Raw genomic sequence first — 18,478 nt, forward strand, 5'->3', positions numbered from 1 at the left:
ATTAAAGTGTTTTTACCTTTATATAGTCATTTTTTTAACAAGCGAGGATAGCTCAGGTGGTAGAGTACGACCTTGCCAAGGTCGGGGTCGCGGGTTCGAATCCCGTTTCTCGCTTTTTACTACCACCCGGGTGGTGGAATCGGTAGACACACAGGACTTAAAATCCTGTGATCTGTTAAGATCGTACGGGTTCAAATCCCGTCCCGGGTATTCTTTACTACTCGCCTATTTTTTTATAATTGAAATAATTTGGAGATTCTTTTGTAATACTTACACTATGTGGGTGATTTTCTTTTAATCCAGAATTAGTGATTGTTACAAATTTTCCCATTTTCATTAATTCTGGAATAGTAGAGACTCCACAATATCCCATTCCAGAACGTAATCCTCCACAAATTTGATAGAGAACATCTTTCATTTTTCCTTTATAAGGAACTTTTGCTTCTATTCCTTCTGGAACATATTTTTCTTTAAATTGAAAATAGCGATCTTTACTTCCTCTTTTCATAGCTACTAAGGACCCCATCCCTACATAAGTTTTGAACTTTCTCCCTTGAAAAATTATTTCTTCACCTGGAGCCTCATCAGTTCCTGCAAATAGACTTCCAATCATCACAGAACTAGCTCCAGCAGCAATAGCTTTTACTACGTCTCCAGAATATCTGATTCCTCCATCCGAAATTACATTTACATTTCTTTTTTTTGCATATTCACAAACATCTTGTATGGCAGTTATTTGAGGCATTCCTACTCCAGCAATGACTCTTGTTGTACAAATAGATCCGGAACCAATTCCCACTTTCAAAATAGTAGAACCAGCATCTATTAAATCTTTAGCCGCTTCCATAGTAACTATATTTCCAGCTATTAAAACTACCTCAGGAAAAGAATTTCTGATGGATTTAATCATTTTTAATACACTGAGAGAATGACCATGAGCTGAATCTATAGAAATAAGATCTACTCCTACTTTTACTAAAGAGTCTACTCGATCCAAAGTATTTTTTTCTATACCTACAGCCGCTCCCACACGTAAACGTCCTTTAGAATCTTTGCAAGCATTTGGGTATTCTATCAAATTATCTATATCTCTAATAGTAATTAAACCTACCAATTTTTTCAAATCATCTACAATAGGTAGTTTTTCTATTCTTTCTTTCAAAAGAATATTTTTTGCCTCTTCTAAAGTTATGTTCTTTTTAGAAGTAATCAATTTTTCTTTGGTCATTACATCTTCAACCAAAGAATCTAAATCCATGCGATATTTAATATCTCTGTTAGTTATAATCCCTACTAAAGTCTGATCTTTTTCAATTACGGGAAGTCCAGATATATGATACTTCTTCATAAGATATTGTGCCTCTCTAAGTGTTGATTTTCTGGATAGAGTAATGGGATCATCAATCATTCCACTTTCACTTCTTTTGACTTTGTAAACTTCTTCCGATTGGTTTTTTATATTCATATTTTTGTGAATAATCCCCATTCCACCTTCTCTAGCTATGGATATAGCTAGAGAAGATTCCGTTACTGTATCCATAGCAGCGCTTAATATGGGGATATTAAGAGTCATATCAAATGTTAAGGAAGTTTTAAGAGATACTTCTGATGGAAGAATAGAAGAGAAAGAGGGAACAAGTAATACATCATCAAAGGTTAATGCTTCCTTTAAAATTTTTTTATTTAAAGACATAATCTTGATAGTTTTTCTTAAAATATATATAATTTTGAATAGTTAAGTGATTTAGGACGATCTAATATTCTTATTTTCAAACTAAATAAAAGAGAAGAAATTAGTATTCAATATGTCATTTTTCATTTTTTTTTTTTTTAAATCAAATAATGATATATTTTTTCATTCCAAATTTTTATATAAATTTGCCCAGAATATGTTATAACTGAAATACTATTGATTATGATGAAAAAATTAAGAATTACTGTAACCACAATTTTTTTAGCAATATTTTTATTTACAAGTAGTTGTAATAACAAGTCTAAAAACGAAAATGGAAATCCTACTACAACAGAAGAGGAAAAAACAGCTAATACAAATGAAAATACAACAAATTCTGCTCCTACTACTCCTCCTTCTACATCTAGTGAGGAAGAAACTTCCAATTCAAAAAATGAAGATTCAACATCTAATAACAATAAAGAAAAAGATAAGGTGACTTCCGAAGAGAACGAAAAGAATAATAAATAAAAAAGAAGTAACCAAAAGAGAGGAGAAGTTCAAATTTTTTTCTCTTTTGGTTCTCCAATTGCCTTATATACTTTTCACTCTTGCCTTTTTTCCCCGAAGGAATCTGAAATAATAAATTTTTGATTTACGTACTTTTCCTTTTTTATTTATCACAATATTTTGTATACTAGGTTGATTGAAAATAAAAATACGTTCTATTCCTATTTCTCCACTCATTTTACGAACAGTGAAAGTTTTTGTTAATCCTTTTCCTTGTTTCTTAATAACTACTCCTTTAAAAGATTGAATTCTTTTTTTTTCTCCTTCTTTAATTTCAAAAAAAACAGTGATAGTATCTCCAGAACTAAATGGAGGAAGATCATTCTTTTGAATACATTTTTCTTCTATATAATTCACCCAATTTTTCTTTGACATACGTTATAAAATTAATTAGTATTTTTTACTTCATATAGAATCTTTTTTGTCAAAAAATTTGTTCTTTTTTTTGAGGAACTTTCTATATGTAACCGAAGAATATTTTCGGTATTAGATTTTCTTACATGGATCCATTCATTATTTAGCAAGTAAATCTTAATTCCATCTTCAAGATCCATATTCTTTCCTTTATATTTATCTTTTATTTTTTCTAGGATTTCTCCAATTTTTTGATTAGAAGATAATCGAATTTTTTTTTTAGACATAAAGTAATTAGGATATCTTTTTTTTAATTTAGTTAACGATATTTTAGAAAGTTTAGCTACATGAGTTAAAAATAAAGCAATACCTACCAAAGCATCTCTTCCATAACGTAAATCTGGATAAATTACCCCCCCATTGCCTTCTCCTCCAATAAGAGCCTGAACTTCTTTCATTTTTTTCACAACATGCACTTCTCCTACAGAAGTAGAATAATAGGGAGCTCCTTTATTCGTAGATAAGTATTTTAAGGCATGAGAAGAAGATGAAGTAGAAACAATAGGTCCTATTTTATTTTCCAATAGATAATCTGCAATTGATACCAAAGTATATTCTTCTCCAAAAAAGTCTCCATTTTCACAAATAAATACCACTCTATCCACATCTGGATCTACAGATATTCCTAAATCTGCTCTCATTTCTGGTACTTTTTTGCAAATTTCTTTGAGATTCTTCTCAATAGGTTCAGGATTGTGAATAAAATCTCCATGAGGATCACAATACATTTTTATTACTTTTACTCCCAAACATTTTAAAAGAATAGGCACTGCTATTCCTCCAGTAGAATTAATTCCATCTACAACAATTTTAAATCTAGCTTCTTTAATAATCTCTTGATCTACCAATGGTAAAGAAAGAATAGTATCTATATGTTTATGAATATAATTTTTTTTATACCGATGAGTACCTAATTTATTAAAAGAAGCAAAATGGAAATACTCCTTTTCTACTATATGAAATACTTTTTGAAAGTCTTCTTCAGACAAAAATTCTCCTTGGGAATTAAACATCTTTAACCCATTCCAATTTTTTGGGTTATGGCTAGCTGTTAACATTACACCTCCATCCGCTTTTTCATTCATAACGGCTAGACCAACAGTAGGGGTTGTAGATAAACCAATGTCAATGACATTGACTCCAAGACTCTGAAAAGTTATAACCAAAAATCGTTGAAAAATGGAAGAAGTCATACGTCCATCTCTACCTAATATTACTAAATATTTATTTTTATACTTATATTTCCTTTTCATCCAGGAAACATATCCTGCTGAAAATTTGATAATCTCTAGAGGAGAAAAACCTTCTCCTTTTTTCCCTCCCAGTGTACCTCTTATTCCAGATGAAGATTTTACAAGTGTCAAAAATTGATTTGTATTTTTCTATATAACAAAAATACAAAATTAATTCTTGAGAATTACTCAAATTTAATCACTTTAATAGGAGGAATTTTACTAATAATAAATAAAAAAGGAAAAAAAACGGAAAAAAAACATACTAAGATAATAGATATATTAACACATAAAAAGTGATTTATATTTAAATAAACAGGAACAACATCAACATAATATTGTGTTTGATTTAATGATATCAATCGGAATTTTTTTTGCAATATTAAAAACAAAAAACCAATACTATTTCCTATTATTAACGGAGGTATTAAAATATGCATAATATAATATAAAAATATTTTATGTATGATTTGGTTTCTAGTTCCTAAAGTTTTTAAAATTCCTATAGTTTTCATTCTTTCTAAAAGGAGTATTAGAGAAAATACAATTATATTGAATATAATAGCTGTGATAACAACAAAAATAATAACAAAAATATTAACATTAAAAACATTTAACCATTCTATAATATCTTGATTATATTGATTGTATATAGTTTTAACTAGAAATTTATCAGAATATTTACGATCTATTTCTTTCTTTATAGATTCCATTCTCTTAGAATCAAGAGAAGATATAAAAATTTCAAATCCTTCTACAAAATTTTCTTTCCATCCGTTAATACTCTGTATATGTTTCATATCACCAATCAGATAAACATTATCAAATTCAGGAATTCCTGTATCGTATAAACCACATACATAAAATTGTTTATAAAAAACAAAAGGTTTTCCATTTTTAATGGAAATAAAACCTATTAAAATAGAGGATCCTTTGTTTAATTTCAATAAATTAGAAATTTTTTTGGATAAAAGAATTTCAGAACGGGAAAACAAATTTTTCTTTGACCCTGATACCAAAAAATTTTTAAAAAAAACAGGATTATAATCTTTGGATATTCCTTTGAAAACAAATCTATCCACATCTTTTTTTCCTTCACTTTTACATACTATGACTTCTTTTTCAGAAAAAGGATAAACAAAACTAACGGAATTAAAAAGAAATAAGTTTTTTTTTTCCAAAGAAAGAAAACAGGTCTCTTTTTTCGGATTATTTACAACAATAATTGGACCTTGAATATTTAAGAATTTCTGGTTAATTACTTTTTTAAACCCAAAACCTACAGAAAAAGTTAAAATACTTATAATCACACTAAATACTATAGTGGATTGTGTCACTAAAACTATAGTGCGTAATATTTTCTTTTTTCTACAATCTTTCCAAATTGTTTTTCTGGAAAAAAACCATTCAAAATTCAATGATTTTTCATTTTAAATGAAAAATCATCCTCATCTTTCAAAGATTCCTTATTATAATTCAAATTTTTTTTTCTTCATTAGGAGGACATTCTATAAAAAAATTTTCTTTTTCCAAAACATTCTTTTGATAATCTTCCTCCCATATTAAAGAATAATTTTCCTTTTTTTCAAAATTCACAAATTTTGCTTGATCACTTATAAACTTTAAACGAAACCGATCCAAACATCCATTTCTATGTTTAGCTATAATTATTTCTGCTTGACCTATGCAAGAATCCTTCTCCTCTGTATCCCAAGTATTAAATCCATAATATTCAGGTCTATAAATAAATAAAACGATATCTGCATCTTGTTCAATAGCTCCGGATTCACGCAAATCAGATAGCAATGGCCTTTTACTCCCCCCTCTTATTTCCACTGCTCTAGACAACTGTGATAAGGCTATGATAGGAATGTCTAATTCTTTAGCAAGAGATTTTAAACTACGAGAAATTATGGATATTTCTTGTTCTCGATTTCTAAATTTTGAACCAGAATCGCTAATTCCCATTAATTGCATATAATCTATCATCACCAATTTTACTCCATGTTGAGAAATTAAACGACGACATTTTGCGCGTAAATTAAATATAGATAAAGATGGAGTATCATCTATAAAAAGTGGAGCATTTTTTAATTTTTTAGTTTTATAAAACAAACGTTTCCAATCTAGATCAGAAAGACTGGCACTTTTAAGTTTCTCGGAAGAAATTCCAGTTTCTGAGGAAATTAATCTCGTTATTAATTGAATAGAAGACATTTCCAATGAAAAAATAACCACAGGAACCTTTTGTTCAATAACAATATCTCTAACCATAGATAACATAAAAGTTGTTTTTCCCATTCCAGGTCTAGAAGCAAGTATTATCAAATCTGAATTTTGCCATCCAGAAGTAACTTTATCTAATTTTTGAAACCCAGATGGAATTCCACTCAAACCTTCTTTATTATTTTCTACTTCTTTTATCCTATCAATAGCTTTTCTTATAAGATATTGAGTAGTCTCATACTTTTTTGTTCTCAAATATTTTTGATTTATCTCAAAAAGTTTAGATTCTGCTTTATCTAAAAGTTCGAAAACATCTGTACTATCTTCATAACAATGTTCTATAATATTTGAAGAAATGCTAATCAATTTTCTTAGAATAAATTTTTGTTGTACAATACGACTATGATATTCTATGTGAGCAGATGAAATAACTTTCTGTGTTAATTCTATTAAATATAACTCCCCTCCTGATTTTTCAAGTTTTCCATTTTTACGAAGTTGATTAGATACAGTATAAATATCTACGGGTTTAGAATCCTGATATAATTGTTGTATTGAACGAAATATTTCTTGATGTTCTTTTTTATAAAAGACTTCTGGAACAAGTATATCTATAATCTCATCTAATCCCTTTTTATCAATCATAACAGAACCTATAATTGCCTCCTCTAAATCCAATGCTTGAGGAGGTATTTTTCCATTTTTAATAAAATCAGGACTAGGACGAAGTATCCTATCTTCCTCTTGGATCAGATAACTCATTTTTTTCATGATATACTTTTAGCTTTCTTTTCTAATCATTAAAAACCCCTATGGAAATATACTTATTTTTTCTAGCTCTGATAAGTTCTTCTATATCAATACAAGATAATTCTTTATAGTATTTTATTATTTTTTTTTTTATAGTTTCATAAGCTTGTTCTGGACAAAAATGCGCTCCTCCTAAGGGTTCTTTTATCACATCATCTATAAGATTTAATTTATGCATATCCTCTGCTGTTAGTTTCAATGCTTCTGCAGATTTTTCCTTATTCTTCCAATTCCCCCAAAGTATTGTAGAACAACTCTCAGGAGAGATAACAGAATACCATGAATTCTCCATCATAGAAACTTTATCTCCTATTCCTATTCCCAAGGCCCCACCACTAGCTCCTTCTCCTATAATTAGAACAATAATAGGAACTTTTAGACACATCATTTCATAAATATTTTTTCCAATAGCCTCTCCTTGACCTCTTTCTTCTGCTTCTATTCCAGGAAAAGCTCCTGGAGTGTCTATAAATGTTACAACAGGTTTTCGGAATTTTTCCGATAATTTCATAAGACGTAGCGCTTTTCTATATCCTTCAGGATTAGGCATTCCAAATCTTCTGTATTGTCTATCTTTCGTATTTTTTCCTTTTTGTGTTCCTATAAACATAAAAGTCTGATTTTCTATTTTCCCAAATCCCCCTATCATAGCCTTATCGTCTCCAATATGACGATCTCCATGCAATTCAATAAAAGACTCTTTTTTTGTAATAGATAATATATAATCTAAAGTATAAGGTCTATTAGGGTGACGAGAAAGTTGCACTCTTTGCCAAGGAGTTAATCGATTATGTAGTTGTTTGATAGTTTTTTCTAACTTATGTTGTAATTGATTACAGACTTCTTTCATATTCACTCCACTCTTTTTTTCTATCATCAAACAATTAATGTATTGATCCTGAATTTCTTGTATAGGTTTTTCAAAATCTAAATATTCCATGATTATATAAAAGACTGAATATATTCTCTATTCATAAAAGAGATATTTTCTGTAGAAATCCCTTTTGGACAATCGATTTCACAAGCTTGAGTATTAGTACAATTTCCAAAACCCTCTTCATCCATTTTTTTTACCATATTCAATACACGTTTTTTTCTTTCAATCTTTCCTTGAGGTAACAGAGCTAATTGCGCTACTTTTGCAGAAACAAATAACATGGCAGATCTATTTTTACATGTAGCTACACAAGCTCCACAACCAATGCATACAGCGGCATCAAAAGCTTTATCTGCATTTTCTTTTGGAATAGGAATCATATTTCCATCCACCGTCTTTCCAAAAGTATTTACAGAAATAAAACCACCTGATGTAATAATTCTATCAAAAGAAGATCTATCTACAACAAGATCCTTAATAATAGGAAAAGACTTAGCTCTCCAAGGTTCTATGTATATGGTTTCTCCATTATTAAAATGACGCATGTGAAGCTGACATGTTGTAATCAAGTCTTGAGGTCCATGGGCTCTACCATTAATATATAAAGAACACATTCCACAAATTCCTTCACGACAGTCATGATCAAATGAAATAGGGAGTTCTTTTTTTTTAGATAAAATTTGATTATTTAACAAATCTAACATTTCTAAAAAAGAACTCTCAGGTGAAACATCATCAACTTTATAAGTTTTAAATTCGCCTTTTTCTTTACTATTTTTTTGTCTCCATACTTTTAATATAAAATTGAGTAATCCTTTCATAATAATTTATTTATAAGAACGCGATTGCGGTTGAACAAAACTAAAAGTTAAGTCTTCTTTATGCATAATTTCTTCACTAACAGATTTTTTTTCTTGATATTCCCATATAGAAACATATTTATAATGAAGATCATCACGAAGGGCCTCTCCTTCTTTTGTTTGAAATTCTTCTCTGAAATGACTTCCACAAGATTCTTTTCTATTTAAAGCATCCATAGCTATAAGTTCTCCCAATTCTAAAAAATCGGCTACACGTTCTGCTTTTTCCAATTCTGAATTGAATCCATCTCGAATATTTCCAGGAACAAAAACATTTATCCAAAATTCTTCGCGAAGTTCTTGTATCTTTTTGATCGCCTCAGATAAGCCTTTCTCATTTCTACTCATTCCAACATATTTCCACATGATATTTCCAAGTTTTTTATGAAAAAAATCAACAGATTCTTTTCCATTGGAGGAAAAAAATTTTTGAATTCTTTCTTTTACATTTTTCTCTGATTTATCAAATTCTTTATGTTTTGTGGATATTGTTTTTGTCCTACCTATATATCTAGACAAATAATCTGCTATAGTATAAGGCAAAATAAAATAACCATCAGCTAAACCTTGCATTAAAGCAGAAGCTCCAAGACGATTAGCACCGTGATCGGAAAAATTCGCTTCTCCTATAACATAACACCCTTTTATAGAGGACATTAAATTGTAATCCACCCATATTCCTCCCATGGTGTAATGAACAGCTGGATAAATCTTCATAGGAGTTTTATAAGGATTTTTATTAGTAATTTTTTCATACATGTGAAATAAATTCCCATATTTAGACTCTAGAAATTTTTCTCCAAATTTTTTAATTTCCATGTCATTTGAATTTTTTATCCCAAGTTCATTTGCTTTTTCTATTCCATATCTTTCTATGGAAGAAGAAAAATCCAAAAAAACTCCTTCTTTTGTTTCATTATTTTCTATCCCAAAACCATTATCACAACGTTCTTTAGCAGCTCTAGATGCTACATCTCTTGGAACAAGATTTCCAAATGATGGATAACGTCTTTCAAGATAATAATCTCTTTCTTCTTCTTTAAGATCTTCAGGATTTTTTTTCCCATTTCGTATAGAAATAGCATCTTCTATTTTTTTTGGAACCCATATGCGTCCGTCATTTCTCAATGACTCTGACATTAATGTTAATTTAGATTGATAGTTTCCATGTACAGGAATACAAGTAGGATGTATTTGAGTATAACAAGGATTAGCAAAAAAACCTCCTTTTTTATGAACTTTCCATATAGCACTAGCATTAGATCCCATAGCATTAGTAGATAAAAAAAACACATTTCCATAACCTCCTGAGGCTATAACAACAGCATGAGCTGCATGACGCTCAATTTCTCCAGTAATTAAATTTCTAGCAATAATCCCTCTAGCTAAACCTTCTATTACCACTAAATCTAACATTTCATGACGGTTGTACATTTTTATTCTTCCTTTTCCTATTTGTCTAGACATAGCTGAATAGCAAGCAAGCAAAAGCTGTTGCCCTGTTTGTCCTTTCGCGTAAAAAGTTCTTGAAACTTTAGTCCCCCCAAAAGATCTATTTTCAAGATATCCTGCATAATCTCTAGCAAACGGAACTCCCTGAGCTACACATTGATCAATAATATTTGAAGATATTTCTGACAAACGATAAACATTAGCCTCACGAGATCTGTAATCTCCTCCTTTAATAGTATCATAAAAAAGCTGATAAACAGAATCATTATCTCCCTTATAATTTTTAGAAGCATTAATCCCACCTTGAGCGGCTACAGAATGTGCTCTTCTTGGGGAATCTTGATAACAAAAAACTTTTACTTTATATCCTAATTCAGCTAGAGTAGCCGAAGAAGCTCCCCCGGAAAGTCCTGTTCCAATTACAATAATCTCCATATTAGATCTATTGTTGGGGGAGACTAATTCTAAAATAGATTTATGATGAATCCATTTATGAGTCAAAGGACCACTTGGAATTTTAGAATTTAATTTTAAAGAGTTTTTAGTCATTAAGATATATTAATTTCCATTGAAAAAGAACCAAATAGCGATAATAGAAAAACCAGAACAAATAAACAAGAAATAAAAAAAACTAAACTTTCGTATCCAAAATAATTTCTTTTTATTAGATAATCCCAATGATTGAAAAGAAGATTGAAATCCATGGTTTAAATGAAATCCCAAAACTAAAAAAGAAAAAACATAGATGAATGTATATACAGGATTTTTAAATAAGGAAATGACTAAAATATAATCTGAAGTATGAGAATATTTCATAGGAATCATAAAATTCATTAAATGCAGAACTAAAAAACACAAGATTAAAACCCCCGTATGAACCATAGTCCGACTACTAAATGTAGATAAAGGTTTTTTTATGGTATAATCCATTTTACCTTTTGATTTTTTATTCTTTAAATGTAATCTAATTCCAAAAAAAATATGAATAATAAAACCTAAAGCAAGAACATATTCTAGCATTTTTACAAGAAAATTTCTTCTCATGAAAGACACAGCGTTATTAAACGCTTCTTCTCCAGAAAAAATAAAAAGATTAACACTCAAATGTAATAACAAAAAAGACATAAGGAAGATCCCTGTAGTTGCCATAACTACTTTTCTTCCAAGAGAAGATTGAATAAAACGGCACTGAATCACTGATTAAATTGCGAATTTCTATCTTCGTAAAGATATTTATTTTTTTTGAAAAATTATCAATTTTTTATTTTTTGGAAGCCTTCAATTAATAAATCAACATCTTTTTTTTCATTGAAAATTCCAAAAGAAATTCTTACAGGCATCATTTTTTTTAATAAATGTTTGCTGGTTATAGAAAGAATCACATGAGAGACTTTTTTCAAATTTTTTGAGTGACAAGAACTTCCCTTAGAAATAGCTATTCCCATTAGATCTAAATGAAAATATAATAAATGATCTTTTTTTGGATAAAAAATATTTAATATATTAGGAATACTCTTATCCATAGATTCTGATAACCCATTAAAAATAATGTCTGGAATAATTTTTTTCAATTCTGAAATACAATAGAATTTTAAATTCCTAATTTTTTCTATATGATTGGGAAAATCACAACAGGATAAATGTAAAGCTTCCGCTAGTCCTACTATTCCATAAATATTTTCCGTTCCTGAACGAATACCATATTCTTGATAACCCCCTGTGATAAAAGATTTTATATTTTTTATGATTTTTTCTCTAATAAAAACAAAACCTATTCCTTTTGGTCCATAAAATTTATGTGCACTAGCAGTAGCAAAATCAAAAGGTAATTGTCTCATGTTGACAGGAAAATTTCCAATGATTTGAATAGTGTCTGAATGAAAATAAGCTTTGTATTCTTTGCAAAGAAATCCAACTTTTTCTATATCCAATAAATTCCCAATTTCATTGTTAGCGTACATTAAACTTACAAGTATTTTATTCGGATAATTTTTTTTTAATATTTTTTCTAGATAATTTAAGTCTATAACTCCTTTATCCTGAATTTGAAGAAATTCTACAAAAACTTTATTCTTCTGAACTAAATCTATAACGGTTTGTAATACAGAATCATGTTCCAGTGGAGAAGTCAAAATATATTTGACTTTTAAATCAATAACAGCAGATCTCAAAACTAGATTGTTAGCTTCAGTTCCACTAGAGGTAAAAATAATCTCAGATGGAGAAGCATTTATATCCTTTGCTATACGTATTCTTGACTCTTCTATTATGGAACGTGCTAGCCTTCCATAACTATGTTGTGTAGAAGAAGGGTTTCCAAATGAATATTTTAATGTATTTACCATGACTTTTCTAACTTCGCTCCTTACAGGAGTGGTAGCTGCATTATCTAAGTATGCTCTTTTCATAAGAATAGAATTAAGTTGCATAGTTAGTTACAAAAATAGAAAATTATGTTATAATTTATTCAAATTCCGTTGATTAAAAAATATAGAAAAAATTCCCTCGTTATTAATTTTGTATATTTATCCTTTCTCAAGGTCTTTTTTTATAAAGCTTCTACTTATTACCTTTTGTTTTAAAAATGTTATTAAAATGTCTATTTTATTTTTATTTAAATTGAGTACATATGAAAATAAATGTTGGATTTTCGGTTCTCATGGGGTTTATAATTGGAATTATTACATGTTATTTCTTTGGAAAAAAAACCATCTTGAAAAAATATATTCATTTATTAGGAAAAGCTAAAATTCAAGCAAAAAAAATTATAAAAAATGCAGAAAAAGAAGGAGAGTCTATAAAAAAAAAGAAAATCATTCAAGCAAAAGAAAAATTTATAGAACTTAAATCTAAACATGAAAAAGATGTTCGTCTTAGAGAAAAAAAAATAACGGATATAGAAAATAAAACAAGAGAAAAAGAATCTAGATTATCTAAAGAAATTGAAATTTATTTTAAAAGAAATAATCGTCTAGAAAATCAAATACATGATTGTGAAAAAAAATTCAAAATTCTTCAAAAAAAACAAGAGGAATTTAAAAACATGCAGATAAAACAAATAGAACTCCTTGAAAAAATATCCAATTATTCTTCTGAAGAAGCTAAAAATGAATTAATTGAAGTACTTAAAGGAGAAGCGAAAGTCAAAGCACAAACACATATACAAAATATTATAGAAGAATCCCAACTCACTGCAAAAATGGAAGCCAGAAAAATAGTTATTCAAGCTATTCAAAGAATTGGAACAGAACAAGCTGTTGAGAATGCAGTTTCTGTATTCAATATAGAATCGGATGACGTAAAAGGTCGCATTATTGGACGAGAAGGAAGAAATATAAGAGCTCTGGAAAAAGCAACAGGAGTAGAAATTATTGTAGATGATACTCCAGAAGCTATTCTATTATCTTGTTTCAATCCTATACGTAGAGAAGTAGCTAGGTTATCACTTCATAAATTGGTAATAGATGGACGAATCCATCCAGCAAGAATTGAAGAGATCGTAGCAAAAACTGAAAAACAAATTGAAGAAGAAATAGTAGAAATCGGAAAAAAAAACATAATCGATTTAGGAATTCATGGAATACACCCAGAATTAATTAGAATGATAGGTAGAATGAAATATCGTTCTTCTTATGGACAGAATCTATTACAACATTCTAGAGAAGTGGCTCATTTAGCAGGAATATTAGCCTCAGAATTAGGATTAAATGCAAAATTAGCTAAGCGGGCAGGTTTATTACATGATATAGGAAAAGTTCCTGAAACAGAATCAGAGCTCCCTCATGCTATTTTAGGAATGCAATGGGCTGAAAAATACGGAGAAAATATGGAAGTTTGTAATGCTATAGGCTCTCATCATGATGAAATAGAAATGAAAGTTCTAATATCTCCTATCGTACAAGTATCGGATTCTATTAGTGGAGCTCGTCCTGGAGTGAGAAGGAATTCTTTTGAATCTTATTCTAAAAGATTAAAAAATCTGGAAGATATTGCTTTTAGTTTTGATGGAGTAAATAAGGCTTTTGCTATACAGGCAGGTAGAGAACTGCGAGTTTTAGTGGAAAGCGAAAAAATAGATGATAAAAAAGCTTTTCAGTTATCTTTTGATATAACAGAGAAAATAAAAAACGAAATGACCTATCCTGGTCAAATAAAAGTAACAGTGATCAGAGAAACCAGAGCTGTACAAATAGCTAGATAAAATCTAATTATAAATTATGAAAGATTCTATTACTTCCTTCATCGAAAAATATTTTCTTCATTTTAATGCTCTAACTTTATCAGAAGCAGCTAAAGCTTATAAACATCATATTAAAAATAATGGAAAAATGATGATAACATTGGCAGGTGCAATGAGTACTGCAGAATTAGGAAAAATATTAGCTGAAATGATCCGAAAAGATAAAGTTCATATTATTTCTTGTACTGGTGCTAATTTAGAAGAAGATATAACAAATTTAATAGCTCATTCACATTATAAGAAAATTTCTAATTATAGAGATTTAACTCCTGATGAAGAAAAAAATTTTTTAAAAAAAGGATTTAATCGTGTTACAGATACTTGTATTCCAGAAGATAAAGCCTTTAAATTGCTACAAAAACATATTCTCAATATATGGAAAAAAGCTAAGGAAAAATCTGAACGATATTTTCCCCATGAATATATTTATCAATTATTATTAGAAAATATTTTAGAACCATATTATGATATCAATTCAAAAGATAGTTGGGTTTTGGCTGCCGCAAAAAAAAATTTACCCCTGGTTGTTCCAGGTTGGGAAGATAGTACAATAGGGAACATATTCGCTTCATATTGTATGAAAAAATTATTTTCACCAATTCTTGTAAAAAATGGAATCGAATATATGATTTATTTAGCTAAATGGTACCAAAAAGAATCTGTGAAAAATAAAATAGGATTTTTTCAGATAGGTGGAGGAATTTCCGGAGACTTTCCTATTTGTGTAGTCCCTATGCTTTCTCAAGATATAGGATGGACACCTACTCCTTATTGGGCTTATTTTTGTCAAATTTCTGATTCTACTACTAGTTATGGATCCTATTCCGGAGCTATTCCTAATGAAAAAATAACTTGGGGAAAATTAGATAAGGACACTCCTAAGTTTATTATTGAATCGGATGCTACTATTGTGGCACCATTAATTTTTGCTTATATATTAGATATGTAAGTAAGCAGATTTTTATAACTTTATTAAATAAAATACTTTAGTAATGAATAATTTATATGATCTTATTGTTATCGGTTCTGGTCCAGGTGGTTATGTTTCAGCTATTCGTGCAAGTCAACTAGGAATTCATACTGCTCTTATAGAGAAATATCAAGATTTAGGCGGGACTTGTTTAAATGTGGGTTGTATTCCTTCAAAATCTCTTTTATATTCTTCTAAATATTTTTTCTTTGCAAAAAATCATCATCATTCCCATGGAATTATTTATGATAAATTATCTTTGGATTTAGAAAAAATGATGAAAAGGAAAAATGAAATCGTGAAAAAAACAAATGAAGGAGTGAAATATCTCATGAAAAAAAATAATATTGATTTATACAAAGGCCTAGCTTCATTTAAAAAAAATCATGTGATTTCTATCACAGATAGAAAAACTTTTAAAAATATACAAGAAATACAATTTAAATATTGTATAATAGCTACAGGTTCTAAACCAATAGGTCTTCCATTCTCAAATTTTGAGAAACGAAAAAAAATTATTTCCTCTACGGAGGCTCTTTCTATGAATGAAATTCCAAAAAAATTAATAATAATTGGAGGAGGAATAATCGGATTAGAATTAGCTTCTATTTACCATAGGTTAGGAAGTCAAGTAACTATTATTGAAACCATGGATAGAATAATTTCAAATATGGATCATTCTTTAAGTCAAGAAATTCAAAAAATATTAGAAAAATCTGGAATTCAAATAGAAACCTCCTTATTAATCCAGGACATAGTTTCATTAGATTCTAATGAAATTACAGTTTATGTTAAAAATAAAAATAATGGAAAAAAAATGAAATATATAGGGGATTATTGCCTCATATCAATTGGGAGGAAACCTTATACAGAAAATCTTGGATTAGAACATATAGGAATTCAAAAAGATCAAAAAGGTTTCATTTTAGTTAATGATTTTTTACAAAGTTCTGTAGAAAATATCTATGCTATAGGAGATGTCATAGGCGGAAAAATGTTAGCACATAAAGCGGAAGAAGAAGGTTTATATGTAGCAGAACATCTAGCTGGACAAAAACCAAATAAAATAAACTATAATTTAGTCCCATCTGTTCTATATACTAATCCTGAAGTATCTAGTATTGGATTTACAGAAAAAGAAATCCAGAATAAAGGAATAGAATACAATATAGGTTTCTTTCCTATGAGAATATTGGGAATAGCTCGTGCTAGCGGATCTACAGAAGGTTTTGTAAAAATTCTATCTCATAAAAAAACAGATGAAATCTTAGGAGTTCATATGATAGGCGATCATGCCTCCGATATGATAATGGAAGCTTCTGTCGCTATGGAATTTCGTGCCTCTTCAGAAGATATCTATAGAATTTGCCACCCACATCCTACTTTTAGCGAATCTTTTAAAGAAGCTGCCTTGTTGAGTTTTGAAAATAAAGCCATACACATGTAATTACCACATTATAGGCTTTTTTCCTATTTTTTTCAAAAATTGATTAGTTTTAAAAAACTGTTTAGATCCTAAAAAACCAAAATTTGCAGAAAGAGGAGATGGATGTGATGTTTTTAATATATAATGATTATTAAAATCAATTAGAGAATCTTTTTTTTTGGCTAACTCTCCCCACAATAAAAAAACAATATGCTTTTTTTTATCCGAAATTATTCGAATGATTTTATCCGTAAAAATCTCCCAACCTTTATTTCTATGAGATCCAGGAAGTCCTTTTCTTACCGTTAAGACAGAATTAAGTAATAAAACACCTTGGGTGGCCCAAAAAATTAAAGAACCACTAATAGGAAATGATTTGTTTTGAAAACAATTATTCACTTCTATAAAAATATTCTTTAAAGAAGGAGGAATTGCAACTCCATCCGGAACAGAAAAGGATAGACCATCAGCTTGATTATCCTTATAATAAGGATCTTGCCCTAGAATAACTACTTTTAGTTTAGAAAAAGAACAATAATTGAAAGAAGAAAAAATATTTATTTTTTCTGGAAAACAAACATAATTTTTATATTCCACCCTAAGGAATTTTAATAATTTTTTAAAATAAGGCTTATCCCATTCCTCTTTTATGAAAAAAAGCCAATCCTCATTTATGTTCGGAAATTTTTTTATTAATATTTCTTTTTTCATAAGATCTAAAACTTATCATTTTTTTATTTTCCTCATCCCAAAGTTTATATTTTGCACATTTTAAACTTCCTGAAAAGTTCATTTTTGTTACATATTTATCGAAAATAGGATTTTGACTATGACAGTCAGGTAAATAATAAAATGGAATACTGGGAGCTAAATGATGGATGTGATGATATCCAATATTTCCTGTAAACCAATGAATTATTTTAGGTAATTTGTAAAAAGAACTACCTTTTATAGCGGCTATACAGTAATCCCAATTAGTTTTCCATTCTTTGTAATTAGGATTATGTTGATGTTGAACATAAAAAACCCATATAGCTACAATAGAAAACAAAACAATAGTTGGAAATTGAATAAATAATAATTTAAAAAAACCAATAAAATTTCCTATAAAAATATAAAAAGATAAAATACAAAAATTGCTGATCCAAAGATTTACTTTTGCTTTTTCCCAACCTTTTATATGAATTAATGGTAATCTATTGTGTATAAAAATATAATAGATAGGTCCTAAAAAAAACATGACGATAAAGGATCGATACATTCTATACTTTATTTTTTTCCAAAAATTCAATTTTTGATATTCCCTAACAGTTAAAATAGTTATATCACCTATATCTCTAAAATCCAATTGAGAATTATGTGCATGATGATAATTATGTGATTTAGCCCAATATTTAAACGGAATTAAAGTAAAAAGGCTACAAATAAAACCTATGATATTATTAATTTTTTTTGAAGAGGTAAATGATTGATGTCCACAATCATGTTGAATGATGAATATTCTAATCAAAAAAAAGGAGTTAAATATAGATAAGAAAACTGTTAAATACTTGGAATAATTGAAGATGCAAAAGACTATTGTTATCCAAATGAAAACAAAAGGAAAAAAAGTATTTAAAATTTGAATAAAAGCTTTCCAATTATTTGGATAATAAAGTTTTGCTATATCTTTCCAATTTTTAAATGCTTTTTTAATTTCTAAATATTGAGAATTCATTGAAATGAAAAA

The 18,478-nt window shown here is 28.7% G+C and carries 16 protein-coding genes and 2 tRNA genes; 6 read left to right on the forward strand and 12 right to left on the reverse strand.

Going from position 1 to position 18,478, the window contains the following annotated elements:
- Positions 1-41: 41 nt before the first annotated feature.
- A tRNA-Gly gene (locus BPLAN_RS02385) sits at positions 42-114 on the forward strand.
- A 10-nt stretch (positions 115-124) separates the two neighbouring features.
- Positions 125-210, forward strand: a tRNA-Leu gene (locus tag BPLAN_RS02390).
- A gap of 7 nt (positions 211-217) precedes the next feature.
- Here BPLAN_RS02390 and guaB read toward each other — a convergent pair.
- On the reverse strand, positions 218-1,693 hold the full coding sequence (guaB, locus tag BPLAN_RS02395; protein WP_012821607.1) for an IMP dehydrogenase: 1,476 nt from the start codon (positions 1,691-1,693) through the stop codon (positions 218-220).
- Between the two features lie 222 nt (positions 1,694-1,915).
- Between guaB and BPLAN_RS03235 the strand changes: the two genes are divergently transcribed.
- On the forward strand, positions 1,916-2,203 hold the full coding sequence (locus BPLAN_RS03235; RefSeq protein WP_041178284.1) for a hypothetical protein: 288 nt from the start codon (positions 1,916-1,918) through the stop codon (positions 2,201-2,203).
- A 63-nt stretch (positions 2,204-2,266) separates the two neighbouring features.
- On the opposite strand, the gene rplS is transcribed toward BPLAN_RS03235, so the two are convergent.
- From rplS to BPLAN_RS02445, 9 genes are read right to left on the reverse strand one after another with little or no spacing between them, the layout of a single operon-like run.
- A complete protein-coding gene (gene rplS, locus BPLAN_RS02405; protein WP_012821608.1) occupies positions 2,267-2,617 on the reverse strand; it encodes a 50S ribosomal protein L19 in 351 nt (116 codons plus the stop codon).
- Positions 2,618-2,628: 11 nt separating this feature from the next.
- Positions 2,629-4,020 carry a phosphoglucosamine mutase gene (gene glmM, locus BPLAN_RS02410; protein WP_012821609.1) on the reverse strand — a complete coding sequence of 464 codons (1,392 nt, stop codon included), beginning with the start codon at positions 4,018-4,020 and terminating at the stop codon, positions 2,629-2,631.
- Positions 4,021-4,073: 53 nt separating this feature from the next.
- Positions 4,074-5,306, reverse strand: coding sequence for an ABC transporter permease (locus BPLAN_RS02415; RefSeq protein ID WP_012821610.1), 1,233 nt, complete (start codon positions 5,304-5,306; stop codon positions 4,074-4,076).
- A 58-nt stretch (positions 5,307-5,364) separates the two neighbouring features.
- A complete protein-coding gene (gene dnaB, locus BPLAN_RS02420) occupies positions 5,365-6,876 on the reverse strand; it encodes a replicative DNA helicase (protein ID WP_049756782.1) in 1,512 nt (503 codons plus the stop codon).
- A gap of 31 nt (positions 6,877-6,907) precedes the next feature.
- Positions 6,908-7,864: an acetyl-CoA carboxylase carboxyltransferase subunit alpha gene (locus BPLAN_RS02425; protein WP_012821612.1), complete on the reverse strand. Its 957-nt coding sequence runs from the start codon at positions 7,862-7,864 to the stop codon at positions 6,908-6,910.
- 2 nt (positions 7,865-7,866) lie between these two features.
- Positions 7,867-8,622, reverse strand: coding sequence for a succinate dehydrogenase/fumarate reductase iron-sulfur subunit (locus BPLAN_RS02430; RefSeq protein ID WP_012821613.1), 756 nt, complete (start codon positions 8,620-8,622; stop codon positions 7,867-7,869).
- Between the two features lie 6 nt (positions 8,623-8,628).
- Positions 8,629-10,662 (reverse strand): fumarate reductase/succinate dehydrogenase flavoprotein subunit, encoded by a 2,034-nt coding sequence (locus tag BPLAN_RS02435; protein WP_012821614.1) that lies wholly within the window; start codon positions 10,660-10,662, stop codon positions 8,629-8,631.
- Positions 10,663-10,671: 9 nt separating this feature from the next.
- Positions 10,672-11,310 (reverse strand): succinate dehydrogenase cytochrome b subunit, encoded by a 639-nt coding sequence (locus tag BPLAN_RS02440; RefSeq protein ID WP_012821615.1) that lies wholly within the window; start codon positions 11,308-11,310, stop codon positions 10,672-10,674.
- Positions 11,311-11,366: 56 nt separating this feature from the next.
- Positions 11,367-12,521 (reverse strand): cysteine desulfurase family protein, encoded by a 1,155-nt coding sequence (locus BPLAN_RS02445; protein ID WP_012821616.1) that lies wholly within the window; start codon positions 12,519-12,521, stop codon positions 11,367-11,369.
- A gap of 221 nt (positions 12,522-12,742) precedes the next feature.
- Between BPLAN_RS02445 and rny the strand changes: the two genes are divergently transcribed.
- Genes rny through lpdA form a run of 3 tightly spaced genes read left to right on the forward strand, consistent with a single transcriptional unit; the run spans position 12,743 to position 16,770 of the window.
- Positions 12,743-14,314, forward strand: coding sequence for a ribonuclease Y (gene rny / locus BPLAN_RS02450; protein ID WP_012821617.1), 1,572 nt, complete (start codon positions 12,743-12,745; stop codon positions 14,312-14,314).
- Positions 14,315-14,330: 16 nt separating this feature from the next.
- Complete coding sequence (locus BPLAN_RS02455; protein ID WP_012821618.1) at positions 14,331-15,302, forward strand: deoxyhypusine synthase family protein; 972 nt, start codon at positions 14,331-14,333, stop codon at positions 15,300-15,302.
- 43 nt (positions 15,303-15,345) lie between these two features.
- Positions 15,346-16,770 carry a dihydrolipoyl dehydrogenase gene (lpdA, locus tag BPLAN_RS02460; RefSeq protein WP_012821619.1) on the forward strand — a complete coding sequence of 475 codons (1,425 nt, stop codon included), beginning with the start codon at positions 15,346-15,348 and terminating at the stop codon, positions 16,768-16,770.
- Here the strand turns inward: lpdA and BPLAN_RS02465 are convergent, their stop codons facing one another.
- Positions 16,771-17,460, reverse strand: coding sequence for a uracil-DNA glycosylase (locus tag BPLAN_RS02465; protein WP_012821620.1), 690 nt, complete (start codon positions 17,458-17,460; stop codon positions 16,771-16,773).
- Positions 17,417-18,466, reverse strand: coding sequence for a fatty acid desaturase (locus tag BPLAN_RS02470; protein WP_012821621.1), 1,050 nt, complete (start codon positions 18,464-18,466; stop codon positions 17,417-17,419). The genes BPLAN_RS02465 and BPLAN_RS02470 overlap by 44 nt, the downstream gene beginning before the upstream one ends.
- Positions 18,467-18,478 lie beyond the last annotated feature (12 nt).

Source organism: Blattabacterium sp. (Periplaneta americana) str. BPLAN, from assembly GCF_000093165.1.
Taxonomy (GTDB): Bacteria; Bacteroidota; Bacteroidia; order Flavobacteriales; family Blattabacteriaceae; genus Blattabacterium.